This is a genomic window from Acinetobacter sp. YT-02 (genome assembly GCF_002412355.1).
Lineage (GTDB): Bacteria > Pseudomonadota > Gammaproteobacteria > Pseudomonadales > Moraxellaceae > Acinetobacter > Acinetobacter towneri.
The window spans coordinates 24,320-44,112 of sequence record NZ_NOZT01000026.1; the positions used below are offsets into that span (position 1 = coordinate 24,320).

Genomic DNA, 19,793 nt, shown 5'->3' on the forward strand with positions numbered 1-19,793 from the left:
ACGTCAGAATGGTAACAGCTACAGCAACCGTGAACCACGTCAGGATGGCAACAGCTACGGCAACCGTGAACGTCGTGACGAAAATGCACCACGCAAACCGTTTGGCAATAAAAGCTTTAAAAAATTCTAAAAGCTGAAATACGCCAAATTGATAAAAAGCCACACGTTCATGTGTGGCTTTTTTATTGGGCAAATTGGTTGGACAAAAAATAATAAAAATTAAATATTTGGCAATACAGGAATTTCAATCCACTGTGCTTTTGGAAAGCTTTTTGACAAATAATTTTTTAAATATTTGGCAGTATCCTGCGAAATTAAAGGGTCTTGTGATTCATCGTTCAAATTATATGCCAATGCATGTAAATTCAAACCACGTGTTTTTAAAGCTTCCAAACTGAGCAAAGTGTGGTTAATACTGCCCAAACGCCCAGAACTCACCAAAATAACAGGATATTGTTTTTGCTCAATATAGTCGATGGTGAGTAGGTCTGTGGTCAGCGGCACCATGAGTCCACCCGCACCTTCTAATAATACTGCATCATACTTTGCTGCCAGTTGCGCAGTCGCAGCCTCAATTTTAGCAAAGTCAATCTCACGACCATCAATTTGTGTAGCCAAATGCGGTGAAGCAGGATAGCTAAAAATTTCAGGCATGGTGAGTTTGTCATCATCTTCAGGCAACCATTCACTGCCCATAATTTTACGATGCTGCTCAATATCTTCTGAAACGTCTTGATTGCCCGTTTGAATCAGTTTTTGGGTAATGGTCTGAATACCCTGTTCATTCATGGTCTTGGCTAAATAACCCGTGGCATAGGTTTTGCCAATCCCTGTATCAATACCACTCACAAAATAAACTTGAGCTGTCATGGCATTCTCCGTGCAAGACAATAAATAGGATGATACGTGAGCGTGTAACTTTTTTTCTGTGAACTATGTTGCTGACTAAATTGTTCATAGCCCCGATAAAATTCGGTTAAAGTCGTTTTGTTCCAACGCTGCCCTTGTGCTGTACCCGTGACACCTGTGGCTTTTAAATGCTGCAAAATCTGTTTGGGATGTTCAAAACTTAATGATTCAAACTGCTCTGAACAGTGTAATACTTCAAAGCCCTGCTGTTTGAGCTGTTGTTGTAACGTATCCATACTCAAATAATGTAAGCCCTGACCTGTTAGTTGCTTAATTTCAGTCAAGTTTTGAGGGCCAAATGTCGAAAAGCACAAATACCCTTGCGGCTGTAACGCTTGATTCGCCTTGCACAATAATGCTCCAAAATCTTCCACCCATTGCAAAGCCGAACTCGAACAAATTAAATCCAAAGACTGCGGAAAATCGAGCTGTTCTATATCGCCAATTAAGCCATGAATTTGAGTGATAGTTGTTTGAGGATGATGCAGATACGCATGCAACACTTCGGCATATAAATCATTTAAAGTCAGCTGTTGAATTTGAAATTCACGCAGTAGCAAGTCGGTTAAATTCCCTGAACCACAGCCGATTTCCAAGACGTTTTCAAAGCAAGGCTGAGGTTGACCTGACAACTTTTGCTGTACAATATATTGCTGCATTTTTGCCATTAACTGCTGACAAATTTGCTGCTGTACCACGGCATGCGTTTTATAACTCTGATGAGCGCGGGCAAAACGCTGTGCCACTTGTGCCTTATCTATACGCATACGCACACTTAAAGCAAATCCAGTAACTGTGTTAAATCTGCCGTTTCAAATTGCGTATTTAAACAAATCCGCAGTCGTGAGCTGCCTTGCGGTACAGTCGGCGGACGTACAGGCATCACATAAAAACCTGCCGCCTGTAATTGTTGGGCTTTGCTTACAGTTGCAGTAGAGTCGCCAATCATCACAGGTACAATTTGCGAAGTGGATGGGCAAGCAAAACCTTTGGCCCGAATCCCCTGTTGCATATATTGGCTCAAGGCGGCCAAATGCTGACGCTGTGCCTGCATGTGTACAATCTGATTCAGCATAAATTGCGTCCACGCCATGCAAATAGGTGGCTGCGCGGTACTAAAAATTAGCGGACGCATCCGATTAATCAAGTAATCACGGATAATCGGATCACAGATCAAATATCCCCCAATTGAAGCAACGGCTTTGCCAAATGTCCCGACCAGAAAATCAATGGCATCAATTACGCCATATTGTTCGGCACAACCTAAACCTTGCTGCCCACGTACGCCAATGGCATGTGCTTCATCGACATATAACATGACTTTGGCAAATTGCTGTTTCAGCGCGACCAAAGCGGCTAAATCAGTTTCATCACCATCCATACTAAAAATAGATTCAGTCACCACAATAATACGTTCATAATTTTCATCAGCATGATATTGCGTCAGCAATTGCTGCAAATGCGCCAAATCATTATGTCGATAACGCAAATATTTTGCAGATGACAAACGAATGCCATCAATCATGCTCGCATGTACCAGTTTATCGGCCAAAATTAAGGTTTTCGCATCTGCCAATGCAGGTAAAATACCAATATTCATGTGATAGCCGCTATTAAACAACAAGGCAGCTCGCCCATGAAATAATTGCGTTAATGTGGCTTCAAGCTGTTCATAGACAGTGAAATTTCCAGTCAGCAAACGTGATGAAGAGGCACTCATTAAACGCTGTGCATTCGGTGTTTCATCAAAAAACTGTTCACGCAAGCGCAAGTCAGAAGCTAAACCCAAATAATCATTAGACGATAAATTCAGCATCTGCTGTTGCTGAATTTCAATGGTTTTAGCTTGCTGTTGATTGCTGCGAAACTGACGAAAATTACCCTGTTGGCGAAGCTGATCAAGCTGTTCTGCATAGTGATCGAGTAAACTCATGCGCTCGCTCCTTGCATGCCTGCCACCACCTCAGCCAATTGCTGCAATAAAGTATTTAGTTCTGCTGCTGTAATCACATACGGCGGCATCACATAAACCAATTTACCAAATGGACGCACCCAAATACCGCGTTGCACAAATTCTTGTTGCAAGCTTTGCATATCGACAGCATGTTTAAGTTCTACCACACCAATTGCACCTAAAACCCGCACATCCTGCACCCATGCCAAATTAGCCAATGGCGTTAAATGCTGTTCAAGTTGCTGCTGAATGCGTTGAATATTGGCTTGCCAGTCTTGTTCTAATAATAATTGGGTACTTTTTACTGCAACCGCGCAAGCCAGTGGATTTGCCATAAAGGTCGGGCCATGCATAAACACACCTGCCTCACCCTGCGAAATCATTTCTGCAACATGCTTCGTGGTCAATGTGGCAGACAAAGTCATATAACCGCCTGTCAGCCCTTTGCCGATACACATAATATCGGGTTCGACCTGAGCATGTTCCCATGCAAACAACTTACCTGTACGCCCAAAACCTGTGGCAATTTCATCAAAAATTAACAACACATCATATTGCTCACAAAGCAATTTGGCTTGACGCAAATATTCAGGATGATAAAAACGCATGCCGCCTGCACCTTGCACAATTGGTTCAATAATCATGGCGGCAATCTGCTGATGATGCTCTACCAAACTTTGCGCCAATTCTGCAATATCGGCAGGATTCCACTCTTGGTCAAAACCTGTTTGTGGTGCAGATACAAAATAACGACGCGCCAAACTTGAGCCAAAAACCTGATGCATCCCTGTAACAGGATCACAAACCGACATGGCATTCCATGTATCGCCATGATAGCCAGAACGGGTGGTAATAAAATTGGTTTTTTCAGTTTTGCCTTGTGCAGTCCAGTATTGCACAGCCATTTTCAGCGCCACTTCAACGGCGACGGAGCCTGAATCTGCATAAAAAATTTTATCTAAACTCGGTGGGGTAATTTCGAGCAACAAACGCCCTAACTCAATAGCAGGACGATGGGTCAATCCACCAAACATGATATGCGCCATACTGTCGAGTTGCTCAGTCACAGCACGGTTCAGCTCAGGATGGTTATAGCCATGAATCGCGCACCACCACGATGACATGCCGTCAATCAACTGGCGACCATCTTCAAGTTCAATGGTGCTGCCAAATGCCCGCTTAACCTTAAAGGTTGTTAAGGGCTGAGTCATAGAGGTGTAAGGATGCCAAAGATGTTCACGATCAAAAGCCAAATCCATCTGTTCTGTCATCCCACCATCATCCTTGATCTTGTAAAAAACTTGATGTGCTAAATCTTAAACCTGTCTACAGATAAAATAAATTGCGAGATTTGTCACTTATGGACCTGTTGGCGGGTTTTTCTGTAAATATTGGCAGATTTTGCTAGTCAACTCATCGGCATGGAACAATGGCAGCCCATGCGAGCCTTGCAAAACATCTACGCTTAAAAACTTTGCAGCTAAATTTTGCAGTTTAGCTGCAACTTTGCAATCAACTAAAACATCCTGCTCGGCAAAAAGATGATACTGCAGACCTGTATAATTTTTAAGCTTAGTCACCAAGTTTAAGTTTTCCAATAAATCCAAACCGTGTTGAAGCAAAGATTGCGGCTGTGGCTGAACCAAACTTTGTAATTGTAATAGGTCGGTTTTACTACTAGTGACACCCTGACACACCATAAAACCAAAACGCTTTAGGGTCAGAATTGGATCTTGTGCAAAAGATTGTTTAAACTGGGCAAACGTGGCTTGTGGCATAGCGGTATCCCAATCGGCTTGTGCAACAAAACACGGATTGGATGCAATGGTAATTAAGGTTTTATATCCTGCATATTGGCTGGCAATCGCATCGACCAGTAGCGTTGCCAATTGCCCACCCAGTGACCAGCCCATAATTACATCAAACTGACGTGCAAATTCAACCTGTTGCTGCATGACTTGAGCATCAGTAGCGTTAAAAATATTGATGAGCTCAACCCGAAAACCTTGTGCAGTTAAGGCTTGCTGTAACGGATTTAAGAGTGCAGTACCACCGCCCCAGCCTGTAATCAATAAAATCTGTTGTTGCACGTGGCTTGCTCTCAAGTTAGAAAATCACCTCAGTATAATACTGAATCGGCTCAATCGACATCTGCAAAGCACCAAGATACATCCTTAAAAAAACCAATTGATATAAAAAAGCCAATCTATAAAAACCGATCTATAAAAAAACCCGACTTATCATAAATCGGGTTTTGGTCTATTTTGCTTTGATCAGATTACATTTGCGATTGAATGTAGTTTTGTAAACCAATCAATTCAATTAAACGTAATTGTTTTTCCAACCAGTACGTATGATCTTCTTCTGTGTCGGTCATTTGCTGACGCAACATATCACGGCTAACATAATCGCCTTTTTCTTCACACAATTTTACGCCTTGCGCCAATTTTTCACGTACTTCGTATTCCAGTTTTAAATCGGCTTTTAAGCAAGACACCACATCTTCACCCACGTCGATGTCATCGCGCTGCATATTTGGAGTGCCTTCAAGGAACAATACACGACGAATTAAAGCATCGGCATGCTGCGCTTCTTCCTGCATTTCATGGTCAATGCGCTCAAAAATTTTGCTTAAACCCCAATCTTCATACATACGCGAATGAATCAGGTATTGATCGCGAGCAGCCAGTTCGCCACCAATCAACATATTTAAATAGTCTACGACTTCTGGATTGCCACGCATTTGCTGTACTCCCTTTCTTAATCTAGTCATTATGGACACATTCAGGCAAAATTGCAAAAGTTAATTATTGTAAACCCATGATTTTTATAAAATTAAAATGAGAAACATACGCATTTGCAATATAACTTAAAAATTCCCATATATAAAACAACTGCTTGGCAAAACTTAGCTTTAAAAATGACAATACAATGATTTTGCATCATTTTGTAAATATTGAAAGAAACCATACTTTGACGCTCAAGTATCGTAAAAAACGCCTAAAAAGCGGATTTTAAAACCCAGCTGCTTTATGATAGTCACGAGTTCCATCACTTTCTTAAAATAATGACAAATCTAAATACATCTGCACCCATTTTAGTCACAGGCGCAACAGGCTATATTGCCAGTTGGGTCATTAAAAACCTGCTTGAACAAGGACATACCGTACACGCGACGGTGCGTGATCTGAATAAAACCCACAGTTTTCAACATCTGACTGATATCGCGGCAAAAAGCACAGGCAACTTACAATTATTCCAAGCCAACTTACTTGAAGAAGGTGCTTTTGATGCCGCCATGCAAGGTTGTGAAATCGTGCTGCACATGGCCTCGCCTTTTGTGGTCACCAATTATAAAGATGCAGTTAAAGACATTATTGAACCTGCCGTCATAGGCACCGAAAATGTATTAAACAGCGTTAATCGTACTGCATCGGTAAAGCGTGTAGTGGTGACTTCAAGTATTGCTGCAACCTATGGCGATGCGATTGATATTTTAAATACGGCCAATAATCGCTTTGATGAAAGTCACTGGAATACTAGCAGCAGCCCTGAGCATCAGCCTTATCCTTATTCAAAAGTGGCAGCTGAACGCAAAGCTTGGGAAATGGCAAAGGCACAAAACCGCTGGGATTTGGTCTGTATCAACCCTGCTTTGGTGCTTGGCCCATCGTTGACCAAAAACACCCAATCGGGCAGCGTGGAAGTGTTATTGCAGTTTGCCAACGGTATGACCTTGGCAGGTGTCCCTGCTATGTGGAATGGCATTGTCGATGTGCGTGATGTTGCCGATGCTCACATTCAGACCGCATTCAACCCTGCTGCTGAAGGTCGCTATATTATTAGCGGTGGCACACTCAGCTTATTGGAAATGGGCAAAATTTTAGCGCAGCACTTTGGACGTAAATACCCTTTCCCACGCAATCAGTTACCTAAATTTGCCTTTAAAGCCTTTGGCCCTCTACTTGGTTTTTCCCGTAAATTTGTGGAACTGAATATGGGCTACCCAATTTATTTTAATGCGGAAAAAAGTCAGCGTGAATTGGGTATGCACTACCGCAATATTGAAACCAGTCTAGTCGAACATTTTCAGCAACTCATTGATGATGGCATTGTGAAGAAACGTTAAACCTTCGACTTCTCTCAGTAAAAACCAAGGCACTTCATCGTTGAAGTGCCTTTGTACCTATTAGTGGATAAAATGTAGGATGATGCTTATTCAAGCACACCATATTCCTGCATCAGCTGAATAAACTCAGCTTCATTCATGACCTGCACACCCAACTTCTCGGCTTTTTCCAGCTTTGAGCCAGCTTTCTCACCCGCCACGACACATTTGGTTTTACCCGAAACACTACCACTCACCCGTGCACCCAAAGCCTGCAACAACTGAGTCGCTTCATCGCGTCCCATTTGGCTCAACGTCCCTGTAATCACCCAACTTTCACCATTCAAAGGCTGACGTGTCGGTGCAATCGGAGCATCCCAATGAATGCCTGCAGCTAATAAACGATCCAACACTTCTAAATTATGCGGTGCTTGGAAAAAGTCCAAAATCCATTCTGCCGTAATATCTCCCACATCTGGAGTTTTCTTTAACGCTTCTAAATCAGCTTCACGCAAAGCCTCTAAAGTCTGAAAAGTATTGGCAAGCATCCGCGCGGTGGTTTCGCCCACACCACGAATTCCCAATGCATAAATAAACGCAGCCAAAGTAGTTTTTTTGCTGTTTTCAATCGAGTCAATCAAGTTTTGAACCGACTTCTCACCCATTTTTTCAATGCCGAGCAAAGTGTCGCGGTGTTCGTGTAAATGATAAATATCAGCCACATTTTGTAGCAAGTTCAGATGCAGTAATGACTCCACCCAACGATCACCCAAACCTTCAATATCCATGGCTTTACGTGACACAAAATGACGAATCGCTTCAATACGCTGTGCCGCACAATACAAACCGCCTGAACAACGCGCCAAAGCCTCACCTTCAGGCATCACCACAGGCGAATCACACACAGGGCATTGTTCAGGTAAATGCACTTCTTGCGCATCGGCAAGGCGAAATTCAGGCCAGACTTTTTCAACTTTGGGAATCACATCACCACTACGGTAAACACTGACCGTATCGCCTAAACGCACATCCAAACGGTGAATTTCACCAATATTATGCAAAGTAACATTGGATACCGTCACACCACCTACCGCAACGGGGTTTAAACGTGCCACAGGCGTCAACGTACCTGTGCGCCCCACTTGCCAATCAATATTTTCAATGGTGGTTAAAGCGGCAACTGCAGGGAATTTATAGGCAGTCGCCCAGCGCGGCTCACGACTTAAAAAGCCCAATTGCTGTTGCTGTTTCAAGTCATTGACCTTGACCACCATGCCATCAATTTCAACGCTTAAATTCGGACGCTCAAGGTTAATTTGCTCATAGGCCGCCTGAACATCTTGAATGCTCTTGCAGACAAAATGACGTTCGCCAATTTCAAAACCAAACTGCCCCAACCATGCCAAACTGTCGGACATGGTGCTTTGTCCATGAGGCGGCACACATTGCGCAATGCCATAAGCATAGAATGCTAAAGGACGTGAAGCCGCAATATTCGGGTCTAACTGACGCAAACTGCCTGCTGCTGCATTGCGTGGATTGGCAAAGGTTTTTTCACCTTTGGCTGTATTGGCCGCATTGAGTTTTTCAAAACCAAGTTTTGGCATCAACACTTCACCACGCACTTCCAAAAATTCAGGAATAGCCGTTTCTGTCGCACTCAAAACTTTCGGTAAATTGCGGATAGTTTTGACGTTGTGGGTAATGTCTTCCCCTGTTTCCCCATCACCACGGGTCACACCACGCACTAAAACACCATGTTCATACCAAAGTGAAATCGCCAAACCATCAAATTTGAGTTCGACATCGTATTCAATATTTTGGTTGGGCAAACGCTCTTCGACACGTCTTGCAAAGGCAAATAATTCTTCCTGATTAAACACATTGCCTAAAGACAACATTGGCACAGCATGTGTAACCGTGGTGAACTTTGCCAAAGGTGTGCCACCGACTTTATTGGTCGGTGTATCGGGTTGAACTAAATCTGGATACTGTTGTTCCAACGCTTTTAGTTGATGGAAAAGCTGATCATATTCACTGTCTGCAATTGTCGGTTGATCCATCACATAATAGGCATGATTGTGCTTGGCAAGCAGTTGAATCAATTGACGCATTTGCGCCACGACGGTTAAATCTACAGACATATTTTCCACCATAAAAAAGGGCGGTCTTGTTCCGCCCTTCAATTTTTTCTATGTAGCGCATGCTACAGCTTGTATTGCTGCGCACATTATAAAAATGCGGCTGCAAAGTTGCAATTTATCCTACTGCACTCAGTTCAATTGCCAAACACTTGACGTAGCTTATACCCAGTACGAGATCGCAATTCTAGGCATGACTTGCCTGACCAGCACGATAATCTATCGCCTGATGACGCCAGTGTTCACGTAATTGTGGAGTAAACTCTAAATGGTTTTGGTCATAGACCGTTCCATCAATTTCACGTGCAATCAGTCCTGAAATGCTGACCATGGTATCAAAGGCATTTTGCACATCGCTGTGCGGCAAAGCGAGGAAGAACGCTAAACCTTTAACTTGTTCGCTCGATAAAGTTTCTAAATCAAAACCATCTGCGCCTTCATCATTAATTTGTAAAACTGAAAATAATAATTTAGTGCCATCTTCGTTATAGCGATGGAAACATGACATTTCACCGAAACGTAAACCATATTTCATCAAGACTTTTAAGGCTTTATCGCCCGAAAGTATGCGACGTTCAGGGAAGACATTCAGCGCGATAAAAGATTCAGCGGTTGCCAGGGCACTTTCTTCATCCATGATTTTTTGTTCATACAAATGCGAATCTAAAATGCTGCTTTCTTCATTAAATTCTGAAATTTCGGCAGTTTCAATGTGTTGATTCAGGCTGTATTCAGTCGAAGCTTTGTTTTGCTCGACAGTCTGCGCATTCGGTTCAGTTTCTACAATCACTTGCTGAATTTCATCCGATAATGAATATTCTGAAGTTGTCGCTGTCGGGCTTGGCGTGTCTTGTGCAACTTCAGACTTCGATATCGTTGTGGATGGATCAAGCTCAGAATTTTCTGTATTTGCCTGCAAACTCGGTTCAACTTTGTCAGTTTCTGTGCTTGAAGAAGCCACGACATCATCCGTTAAAGCCTGTGGTTCAGACTTGGCAGGCGCATCTTGCGTAACTTCATCTACCGTTAAAGTCGGCTCCACACGCGGTGGCGTAGCGTCGCTTTGCAATTGGTCACGTACATGGCGTGGAATAATCGGTTTTTGGCTTTCTGCATTAAATTGCAGTTCCGAATCTAAGGATGGCGCTGAATCTACAGGTTTTTTTAGAATCATTTTCAAACCAAACGCCATGATCACAATAGCGATGACAATTCCAACGATTGTGGTGATTTCCATATTATGCCTCCGCGACTAGGCCGTATTCTGCGGCTTCTTCTAAATTTACGGTTACTAATTTTGAGGTTCCCGGTTCAGGCATGGTAACACCTAAGAGGTCGGTTGCCATCGTCATAGCAAGTTTATTATGTGTAATGTAAATGAATTGCACTTGTTCAGAAAGTTCTTTTACTAAATTACAAAAGCGCCCCACGTTAGCATCATCTAACGGTGCATCAACTTCATCGAGTACGCAAAATGGCGCTGGGTTTAAACGGAAGATTGCAAAAACCAAAGCCAAAGCTGTCAGTGCTTTTTCACCCCCTGAAAGTAAGGCCAAAGAACTGTTGCGCTTACCCGGTGGACGCGCCATCAATTTCACCCCAGATTGCCAGTCATCTTCCAAGCTCAGACTCGCTTCACCGCCATTAAAGACTTTAGGAAACAACTCCTGCAATTCGGTATTCACCTGATCAAAAGTATTCATAAACAGTTTACGAGTTTCCTGATCAATACTTTTCATTGCCGCCTGTAACTGCGAAACGGTATTTTCCAAGTCTTCAATTTGATGGCTTAATTCTGCAAAACGGGCAGATACTTCTTCATATTCTTCCGAAGCCGCCAAATTGACCGCACCCAATTTATCAAACTGTTGCTGCGCTTTCGCCAGTTTTTGTTGATGCGCAGCGACATCAATCTGCAAACCTGTGATGATCTCGCTGTTTAAATCTTTTAACTGTTCAGAATAATGCTGATAGTCCGACTTTGCCGATTGCCATGCCAAGCGCTTTTCTTCGAGTTTGGCACGTAATTGTTCATCTTGCTGCTGTTGCTGCTGCCGTTGCTCGGTCAGTTGCTGCTGTTTGGACTGCACACTGTTCAATTCCACTTGCCATTCCTGCCAAGTTTTTTGCAGCTTTTCAGTCTGCTGCTGCTGCTCTGAAAACTGAGTTTCCAAGTCAGGCAATTCCAACTGAACAGGATCGACAAACTTTTTGGCTTGTTCCATTTGCGCCACAATTTGTTGATATTGTGCTTTTAAGAAAGTGGCATCTTTTTCTAACAGTTCAATTTGCTGCTGAGTTTGTACCGCTTGACGACGTAACAGATCCACTTCTTGTTGCTGCTGCTGAAACTGTTGCTGTGAACTATCCAGCTGCTCATTCAGCTGCTCGACCTGAAATTGCAAGGTTTTATACTGCGGTAAGGCTTGCTCAAGTTTAAAAGCCAAAGCATGCAAATCAATTTCCAGATCATCTTTTTGCATAGCATCTTCTTCAAGCTGCTCATCTAATTGTGCCAATTGATGCTGTAATTGCTGTTGCTGTACTGCAAAAGCCTGTGCCGCACTTTCGGCTTTCGCCATTTGCACATCTAGCGTTTGCAAGGCTTGCTGTTGCTGTTTGAGCTGTTGCTGTTGTTGCTGCAATTGCTGCTGCAACTGTTGTACCTGTTGCTGCAATTCAGGCAGTTGCTGTTCTGCTTGCTCATATTGTGGCAGTTGCAACGCCAACGCCTGTTCAATTTCATCCAAGCGAATCCGATGGCTTAATGCCCCTTGCCCTGCCTGTGCCGCTTCATCATAAAACAGCCCGATTACCCAGTCTGCTCCCACATGATAACCATCTAAACCAAGGATAGACTGCCCTGCTTGTAATTGCGCTTGCAATGCCAAAGCCTGCGATAAACTTTCTGTAATTGCGACACTTTGCCACAAGCTACTTTGCGGTGAAGCAATCCAGTCACTGAGCGACTCACACCCCGAAAGCTGTATTTTTGATGTCTTTGAATCTACAGCCAAATGAATTTTTAGCTGACGTGCGCGGCTGTCCTGAAATTCAATATCTGCTTCTACCACCTGTGCAGACAACCATTTAGCCAAAAACTTTTCAATTAAATTGGCATGTGGTTTCGCCACATCTGCAAGTTGTAACACTTGCATCAACTGCACCACATCGGCTTGTGCTTTTGGACTTTGCTTAATGAGCAATTGATTGAGATTTTTCTGTTCTGACTGCAAAATCTGAATCTCAGATTTTAAGGTCGCACACTGTGCTTTGTGCTCATTATAGTTGGTCTGCAACGTGGCGAGTTGCTGAGTACTGTCTTGAATACTGTGTTCTAGCGTCAACATTTCAGCCTGCAAGCGGGTCTTTTCGTCTTGCAGTTGTTGCATCCCCTCTTGCTGATCTTGCGGCTGAATTTGTGCAAACTGCTGTGTCAGGGTTTGTTTTTGCTGTTCAATACGGCTGATGTTTTTCGCCAGTTGCTCACTTTGAGCCTGCATGTGCACATACTTTTGTTGTTGCTGTTCTACTTGTGCTTTGACTTGCGCATATTGTTCAGCTTGAGTGTGTTGCTGCGCTTTTAAATCTTGAAATTGCTGACTCTGCTGCTGCGCTAAATGATCTTGCTGCTGTAGATTTTCCTGTTGGTTTTCTTGCTGATCAACCAGACTTTCTAACTGTAATTCAATCAGCTGCATACGCTCTTTGGTTTGTGCTTTTTGTTGTTCAAGCTGCGATAAAGTCGCGGTATTTTGCTGAAACAAACTTTGTTTTTGTTCCAAAGTCATTTTCAGTTCAGCCAGTTTCTTTTCTGCCTGTTGCCACTCTTGTTGTAGCGGTGTCGATTGCTGAATCAAACGCTGAAACAACTCACTGGTCGCAGTTAAGTCATGTTCCAAAGTAGTCAGCTCAGAGCGCACCAATTTAAAACTTTCCCCTAACTCATTCATACTCAGGGTATATTCTTGCTGTAAACGCGCACTTTGTTCACACTGAAAAGACAACACTTCGACTTTAATGGTACGAATTTCACTCTCAAGCGCTTTGTATTGAATAGCTGTTTCTGACTGACGTTTTAAGGTTTTCAGTTGCGATTTTAGTTCTGAAGCAATATCTTCCAAACGCGCCAGATTCTGCGTGGTGTGATCCAAATGCAGCATGGTTTCACGACGACGCGCCTGATAACGTGACACGCCTGCCGCTTCTTCAATAAACACCCGCATTTCTTCAGGTTTAGCATCAACCAAACGATTAATCATGCCCTGTTCAATAATTGCATAAGAACGCGGGCCTAAACCTGTACCCAGAAAAATATCGGTGATGTCACGACGACGACACTTGGTTCCATTTAAAAAATATTCAGACTTACCATCACGGTTGACCTGCCGACGTACCGACAGTTCATTATAGGCGTTATAAGCACCGCCCAATTTGCCATAGGTATTGTCAAAACGCAGTTCAACACTGGCTACACCTACAGGTTTGCGTTTGGCAGTTCCTGTGAAAATTACATCCTGCATACTGCCGCCACGCAACTGGCGCGCACTAGATTCGCCCATCACCCAACGAATGGCGTCAATCACATTGGATTTACCACAACCATTCGGCCCCACCACAGCGGTACGGTTGGCTTTAAAATGTAAGGTCGTACTGTCGGCAAAAGATTTGAAGCCAGAAAGTTTTAAACTGCTTAAACGCATAATGTCCCAATTAACGGCGTGAACGTCTTGCCCATGCAAGCTCGATCTGTTTCATACGGGTCAGAGATTCCAACACCAAGTTGCGCAAGTGTCGGCAAAAATCTTCCATAAATAAAGTGGCTTGTTGTGATTTTCTGCTTAAAATTGCATCACTCACCAGTTTAAATAATTCAAAAGATTCTTGTAACTCCCGACGCGAAGTATTTAAGGTCAAAAAGTAACTGCGTCTTAACGATGGCAATAACTCTTGATAGAACTTCATTAAATATAAATTTCCCACCATATCAGGCTGCCGTGCCAGATATTGAAAAATTAAATCATAAAACTTTTCAGTATTGCCCAAGCGACATTGCTCTGCCAGTTGCAGCAAAAGTTGTTGTAAGGCTTCTGCTTCATGCATTCGCCACGTGTCCGCAATACGCTGCACAATATAACCCAATAACAAACTGCTGCTGTCAAACAAAGCTCGGACTTGCTGTGCCGACATTTCCGACACAATTGCACCACGACGTGGAAAAATTTCAATCAGATGAGTACGTTGCAATAACAACAGCGCTTCACGTACCGAACCACGACTCACGTCCAGTTCTTTGGCGATGCGCAATTCCTGAATACGCTCACCTTCAACCAAATCACCGCTAATAATCTGTTCTGCGATGTGTCGGGCAATTTGTTCCGATAAACTTTCTGATTCTTGTTGTTGCATACTGTTCCTATCTTGTTTTTATAAGATGCAGTGATGAAAATTCGGAGCTACTCTCATTTAAGACATCTCAGGATCATCCTTCGACTGCAAGCATAGCTCCGATACAAGCATCTTTCTTTTTACTGCGAAACAGATCACAACGCCATGACATTGTCCGACAATTTCATGGCGCTAGAGCCAATTTTACATGGCTTAAAACAAAGAAAATAGCGACTCAACTTAGAAAAATACTCGCATACCCTGATATACAAAATAACAGCCAACGGTGGTCAGCAAGCAGGCAAAACATTTTTTCAACATCGCTGGCGATAACAAATGTGCCACTTTCGCACCAACTTTGGCAGTAATAAAGCTCATCACACTAATGCCTATAAATGCATAAATGTGGATATAACCAATGGTATTGGGTACTGCAACTTCGGCTTGCTTACCAAACCACATAAAGCCTAATGCGCCCGCCACCGCAATTGGCAAACCACAAGCGGCTGAGGTTGCTACCGCTTTTTGCATGACCACGCCGTAACGGTTTAAGTACGGCACTGTTAAACTGCCACCGCCAATCCCAAAAATTGCAGAGGCAATGCCAATCCCACCGCCCGCCATGACTTGCTTTGCAGTTGAAGGCAAATGATGTGAAGGATCAACCGCAATATTTGCGCCTCTAAACATCTTAAAAGCCACCCACAGTGCAAAACCGCCAATTAATAATTGTAAGCCTTGCCCCGAAAGGAAATCGGCAATACCTGCACCAACAAATGCACCCACAATTAAACCAGGCGCAAGATTACGAAATACAGGCCACATCACCGCACCTTTTTTATGGTGTGCCGTAACTGAGCTGATCGAAGTTACAATAATGGTTGCCAATGATGTCCCCACCGCCATGTGCATTAACACCGATGGGTCATAATTGAGTTGAGTGAACACAATATATAAAATTGGCACAATAATTAAGCCGCCGCCCACGCCAAACAGCCCTGCTGCAAATCCAGCAATTGCACCAATCAATAAATATATGATTAACTCCATAAATATATTCCACTATTTGTAAATTCGTATGGATGTAGAAACCCGACAACTGCAACAACAACTCACAGAAGCAGGACAGCTTCCAGAAGTACTCATCCTGAAGCCGATTACCACTTCCACCAATGATGATGTACGGGAAATTGCACAAAAAGGTGTGCAGAGTGTCTTGGTATGCAGTACCAGACAAACGCATGGTCGAGGACAACGTCAACGGCAATGGGTATCACCCGAAGGGAACATCTATTTAAGCACATTGCTAAATTTACGAACACCTGTAAATGGGCGTTTGGCTTTAGAAATTGCGTTAAATATCTTGCAAATGCCGAGTCTACAGGCGCTGAATCTACAAGTAAAATGGCCAAATGACTTATACAGCCCGCAAGGCAAATGGGGCGGCATCTTAATTGAGCCAATTTCTGCACAGCAAGTCATTGTTGGGGTTGGGCTTAATCTTGCACCTGTCAGCTCAGCAGTTATTGATCAAAAAACCACATCTTTAACCGAACTGGGTTTGGTATCTATTGATCGTGTGCGCCTGATCGCAGAGCTTTATCTTGCCATTCAACAAGCCTGCGACTGGTTTAATCACGATTGCTATAATTTGGCATCTCGCTTCAATCATCATGCCGCATTTATGGAACAACAAGTTGAATTTGAACATTTTAAAGGTACTTGTCAGGGTACTTTTTTAGGCATTCAGGATGATGGCGCAGTGCAAATTGAAACGGCACAAGGGCTTGAAGTTTTTTATCAGGGACGTTTACGCCCTATCGATCATGCCGAGTCATCTTCATGAAAAATTTATGGCTAGATATTGGTAACACCCGCCTGAAATATTGGGTCACAGAACAAGACCGCATCATCGAACATGAAGCAGAATTGCATTTGCAATCTCCTGCCGATTTGTTGCTGGGTTTGATTCAACACTTTAAAAGTCTGAATGTGCATAAAGTAGGCGTGTCATCGGTACAAGATCAGAAGAATAATCAACGCATTCACTTGATTTTAAAAACCCTGAATGTGCCTGTGATTTATGCCAAAGTGCATGCAGATTATGCAGGTTTGCATTGTGAATATGATATTCAACAACTGGGGATAGATCGCTGGCTGCAAGTGCTTGCCGTGGCAAATGACCCACAAGAAAATTATTGTGTCATTAGTTGTGGTACGGCGCTGACTATTGATTTGGCGGATGGACTGACGCATTTAGGCGGCTATATTTTACCGAACTTATATTTGCAACGTGATGCACTGATTCAAAACACCAAAGGCATTAAAATTCCCGATGCTGCATTTGATGAACTCACCCCAGGACGCAGCACCATTGATGCTGTTCATCATGGTATTTTACTCGGCTTGCTCAGCACCATTGAGCATGTAATTCGACAGTCACCACGTAAACTGATTTTAACGGGTGGCGATGCACCGCTGTTTGCCAAATTCTTGCAGCAATATCAACCGCAAGTCGAGCAAGATTTATTGCTCAAAGGTTTGCAGCGTTATATTCAATATGCAACCCATGAAGTGCACTAAAAACCAAACATTGCTCCATCTACGCTGATAAATCTTTCGGTGTAGCTGTCATCTACGAATAAAGAACAACAAAAAAGCAGGCGCATTTTTATGCGCCTGCTTTTTTAACACTTTGATTCTAAGATGTTTTTAACAATTATTTCTTGGTTGGGTCGTTGCCACCAAACAATGGCCCCATACCACCGCCACTGAATTGCTTTTGTAAACCGCCCAGTGAACGCATCATTTTTGCCATGCCCGATGGATTGGCAAATTTTTTCATCATTTTTGCCATTTGTGCATGTTGCTTGATCAACTTATTCACTTCTGACACATCCATACCACAACCCGCAGCAATACGTTTTTTACGGCTTGGATTCATCAGGTCTGGGTTACGACGCTCTTTGATGGTCATCGACTGGATAATCGCTTCCATCTTTTTCACTTGCTTTTCAGGATTGGCTTGCGCAATTGCATCTTGAATACCTGAGTTGCTCATGCCAGGCAACTTGTCTAAGAAGCCCATCATGCCGCCCATTTTATTCATTTGTTCAAACTGCATCAGCATATCTTCAAAGTTGAAGCTGCCGCCTTTTTGCAGTTTTTTCGCCATTTTTTCGGCTTTTTCTTTGTCGATTTTACGTTCAACTTCTTCGACCAAAGACAGCACGTCACCCATGCCCAAAATACGTTGTGCAACACGTTCTGGGTGGAATGGCTCTAGGGCATCGAGTTTTTCACCCATCCCCAAGAATTTAATCGGTTTACCTGTAATCGCACGAACTGAAAGTGCTGCACCACCGCGCGCATCACCATCAGTTTTAGTAAGGATTACACCTGTTAATGGCAAGGCATCATTAAAGGCTTTGGCTGTATTTGCCGCATCCTGACCCGTCATGGCATCGACCACGAACAAGGTTTCAGTCGGTTTAATCGCTGAATGTAATGCCTTGATTTCATCCATCATGTCATCATCGACGTGCAAACGACCTGCAGTATCGACAATTAACACATCAGCAAACTGAATTTTTGCCTGTTCGATGGCACGGTTGGCAATATCGACAGGGTTTTCATTGGCATTTGAGTCAAAGAAAATTGCGCCAACTTCGCCTGCAACCGTTTGTAGCTGTTTAATTGCCGCAGGACGGTAAACGTCGGCAGACACCATCGCTACTTTTTTCTTTTGACGTTCTTGTAAGAAACGTGCCAATTTTGCTGCAGTGGTGGTTTTACCCGCACCCTGCAAACCTGCCAATAACACCACAACCGGTGGCTTGGCAGCAAGGTCAAGGCTTTCATTGGCCTCGCCCATCATTTTTGTGAGTTCGTCATAGACAATTTTGACGAACGCCTGACCAGGGGATAACTGAGTCATCACTTCCTGACCCAATGCCTCTTCCTTAACTTTCGCGATGAATTCACGAGTTACAGGTAACGCCACATCGGCTTCAAGAAGTGCCATACGTACTTCACGTAACGTATCTTTAATATTGTCTTCGGTTAGCTGCCCTGAGCCAGTAACATTTCTTAAACTCTGCGTGAGTCGTTCTGTTAAGGTATCAAACATTGCAAAATCCGCTTAAAATAGCCATCAGCAAAAAAATGTTTCTTAAAATAGAAAATTTATGCATAAGATGCTATAGGATACTGTAGTTCGCATCGAATTTATATAAATGAATATTCATCATCCTGAAAAAGGTTTGACATGAGCAGTCTCCCCTTGGTTTACACGATTCTGGCATTAATCGCTTATACCACTTCGTTCTGGTATTTATTTATGCATTTAATGTCCAAGCGTGCTCCAAACCATTGGTTTATTGGTATTGTGCTGGGCTTGGGTTTATGTTTGCACGCCGCTGTGCTGTATAACGACATGCTGCTGCCGATGGGCATTAACTATAACGTGTTTAACCTGATGTCCTTTACCTCAGGCTTAATGCTGTTATTAAGTGTACTGTTTAGTACTTACCGGCCGGTGATTGCGCTAAACCTGATTGGGATTCCAGTGGCCGCGACCGGCCTGATTCTGGGCCATTCCTTTAGCGGTTTAAACCTGTTTGTCGAAAACAATTCTTTAGGTCTGGATATTCACATCCTGCTGTCGTTATCGGCCTATGCGGTCTTGCTGATGGCCACTATCCATGCGGTCTTGCTCTGGTTTCAGAACCGGGAGCTGAAAAACAAACAGAAACGCCGGATTTGGGTGAATTTGCTGCCACCGTTTCAAGCCATGGAAGAGCTGCTGTTTGATATGCTGATTGCCGGCTTTATCCTGCTGACGCTGGCATTGGGTTTTGGTTTCCTAACCATTGATAACTTCTTTGCCCAGCACTTAGCGCATAAGACTGCCTTTAGTATTATTTCCTGGTTTATCTATGGCGCGCTGCTGTTGGGCCGTTATAAATTTGGCTGGCGTGGACAAAAAGCGATTCGCTTTACCATTATTGGCTTCTTTTTATTGGCGCTTGGCTTTATTGGTTCCAAGTTTGTGTTACAGATGATTTTGGGCAAGTAAGATGTTTTTGTTTACCAATTAAATTATAAGGCAATCCCCCCCGAAAAATAATAGCAATCAAAAACCGAGTTAATTACTTAACTCGGCTTCAAATAAAATATTAACAATATGGTTTAGGGCAAGAATAAGTACTAATTATTTTACCGTTATTTAAAACCTACTCAAACCTACTCAATGTGGGTTTGATGTTTAATTCCTACTTCACCATCAAGAACC

General features: G+C 43.2%; 16 protein-coding genes. 4 read left to right on the forward strand and 12 right to left on the reverse strand.

Going from position 1 to position 19,793, the window contains the following annotated elements; all coding sequences use genetic code 11:
• Positions 1–219: 219 nt before the first annotated feature.
• The 6 genes from bioD to bfr form a co-directional block, all read right to left on the reverse strand.
• The gene (bioD, locus tag CF596_RS08375) at positions 220–870 is read right to left on the reverse strand and encodes a dethiobiotin synthase (RefSeq protein ID WP_096902081.1); all 651 of its coding nucleotides are present in this window, start codon (positions 868–870) and stop codon (positions 220–222) included.
• Positions 867–1,676 carry a malonyl-ACP O-methyltransferase BioC gene (bioC, locus tag CF596_RS08380; RefSeq protein ID WP_096902096.1) on the reverse strand — a complete coding sequence of 270 codons (810 nt, stop codon included), beginning with the start codon at positions 1,674–1,676 and terminating at the stop codon, positions 867–869. The genes bioD and bioC overlap by 4 nt, the downstream gene beginning before the upstream one ends.
• Positions 1,677–1,684: 8 nt before the next feature.
• Positions 1,685–2,842 (reverse strand): 8-amino-7-oxononanoate synthase, encoded by a 1,158-nt coding sequence (locus CF596_RS08385; RefSeq protein ID WP_096902083.1) that lies wholly within the window; start codon positions 2,840–2,842, stop codon positions 1,685–1,687.
• Positions 2,839–4,122 (reverse strand): adenosylmethionine--8-amino-7-oxononanoate transaminase, encoded by a 1,284-nt coding sequence (gene bioA / locus CF596_RS08390; protein WP_096902098.1) that lies wholly within the window; start codon positions 4,120–4,122, stop codon positions 2,839–2,841. Before bioA ends, CF596_RS08385 begins: the two co-directional genes overlap by 4 nt.
• A 99-nt stretch (positions 4,123–4,221) precedes the next feature.
• Entirely contained in the window at positions 4,222–4,953 is a 732-nt protein-coding gene (locus CF596_RS08395; RefSeq protein ID WP_096902085.1) for an alpha/beta fold hydrolase, read from the reverse strand.
• A 188-nt stretch (positions 4,954–5,141) separates the two neighbouring features.
• Positions 5,142–5,606 carry a bacterioferritin gene (gene bfr, locus CF596_RS08400; protein WP_004972356.1) on the reverse strand — a complete coding sequence of 155 codons (465 nt, stop codon included), beginning with the start codon at positions 5,604–5,606 and terminating at the stop codon, positions 5,142–5,144.
• A gap of 324 nt (positions 5,607–5,930) precedes the next feature.
• On the opposite strand from bfr, the gene CF596_RS08405 reads away from it, so the two are divergent.
• Positions 5,931–6,992, forward strand: coding sequence for an aldehyde reductase (locus CF596_RS08405; protein WP_096902087.1), 1,062 nt, complete (start codon positions 5,931–5,933; stop codon positions 6,990–6,992).
• Positions 6,993–7,078: 86 nt separating this feature from the next.
• Here the strand turns inward: CF596_RS08405 and ligA are convergent, their stop codons facing one another.
• From ligA to CF596_RS08430, 5 genes are all read right to left on the reverse strand, one after another.
• Positions 7,079–9,115, reverse strand: a complete 2,037-nt coding sequence (gene ligA, locus CF596_RS08410; RefSeq protein ID WP_004972359.1) for an NAD-dependent DNA ligase LigA — start codon at positions 9,113–9,115, stop codon at positions 7,079–7,081.
• A 184-nt stretch (positions 9,116–9,299) separates the two neighbouring features.
• Positions 9,300–10,349, reverse strand: a complete 1,050-nt coding sequence (locus CF596_RS08415; RefSeq protein WP_096902089.1) for a cell division protein ZipA C-terminal FtsZ-binding domain-containing protein — start codon at positions 10,347–10,349, stop codon at positions 9,300–9,302.
• A 1-nt stretch (position 10,350) separates the two neighbouring features.
• On the reverse strand, positions 10,351–13,815 hold the full coding sequence (gene smc / locus CF596_RS08420) for a chromosome segregation protein SMC (protein WP_096902090.1): 3,465 nt from the start codon (positions 13,813–13,815) through the stop codon (positions 10,351–10,353).
• Between the two features lie 10 nt (positions 13,816–13,825).
• The gene (locus CF596_RS08425; protein ID WP_004972365.1) at positions 13,826–14,521 is read right to left on the reverse strand and encodes a GntR family transcriptional regulator; all 696 of its coding nucleotides are present in this window, start codon (positions 14,519–14,521) and stop codon (positions 13,826–13,828) included.
• A gap of 219 nt (positions 14,522–14,740) precedes the next feature.
• Positions 14,741–15,550: a sulfite exporter TauE/SafE family protein gene (locus CF596_RS08430; protein WP_004972366.1), complete on the reverse strand. Its 810-nt coding sequence runs from the start codon at positions 15,548–15,550 to the stop codon at positions 14,741–14,743.
• Positions 15,551–15,578: 28 nt separating this feature from the next.
• Here CF596_RS08430 and CF596_RS08435 point away from each other — a divergent pair, with 28 nt between their 5' ends.
• Together CF596_RS08435 and CF596_RS08440 are read left to right on the forward strand one after the other, a co-directional pair.
• Complete coding sequence (locus CF596_RS08435) at positions 15,579–16,346, forward strand: biotin--[acetyl-CoA-carboxylase] ligase (RefSeq protein ID WP_096902091.1); 768 nt, start codon at positions 15,579–15,581, stop codon at positions 16,344–16,346.
• Positions 16,343–17,083 (forward strand): type III pantothenate kinase, encoded by a 741-nt coding sequence (locus CF596_RS08440; RefSeq protein WP_004972372.1) that lies wholly within the window; start codon positions 16,343–16,345, stop codon positions 17,081–17,083. The genes CF596_RS08435 and CF596_RS08440 overlap by 4 nt, the downstream gene beginning before the upstream one ends.
• A gap of 136 nt (positions 17,084–17,219) precedes the next feature.
• Here CF596_RS08440 and ffh read toward each other — a convergent pair whose 3' ends face one another.
• Positions 17,220–18,629, reverse strand: coding sequence for a signal recognition particle protein (ffh, locus tag CF596_RS08445; RefSeq protein WP_096902093.1), 1,410 nt, complete (start codon positions 18,627–18,629; stop codon positions 17,220–17,222).
• Positions 18,630–18,767: 138 nt separating this feature from the next.
• Here ffh and ccsA point away from each other — a divergent pair, with 138 nt between their 5' ends.
• Complete coding sequence (gene ccsA, locus CF596_RS08450) at positions 18,768–19,577, forward strand: cytochrome c biogenesis protein CcsA (protein ID WP_016659852.1); 810 nt, start codon at positions 18,768–18,770, stop codon at positions 19,575–19,577.
• The last annotated feature ends 216 nt before the right edge of the window (positions 19,578–19,793 follow it).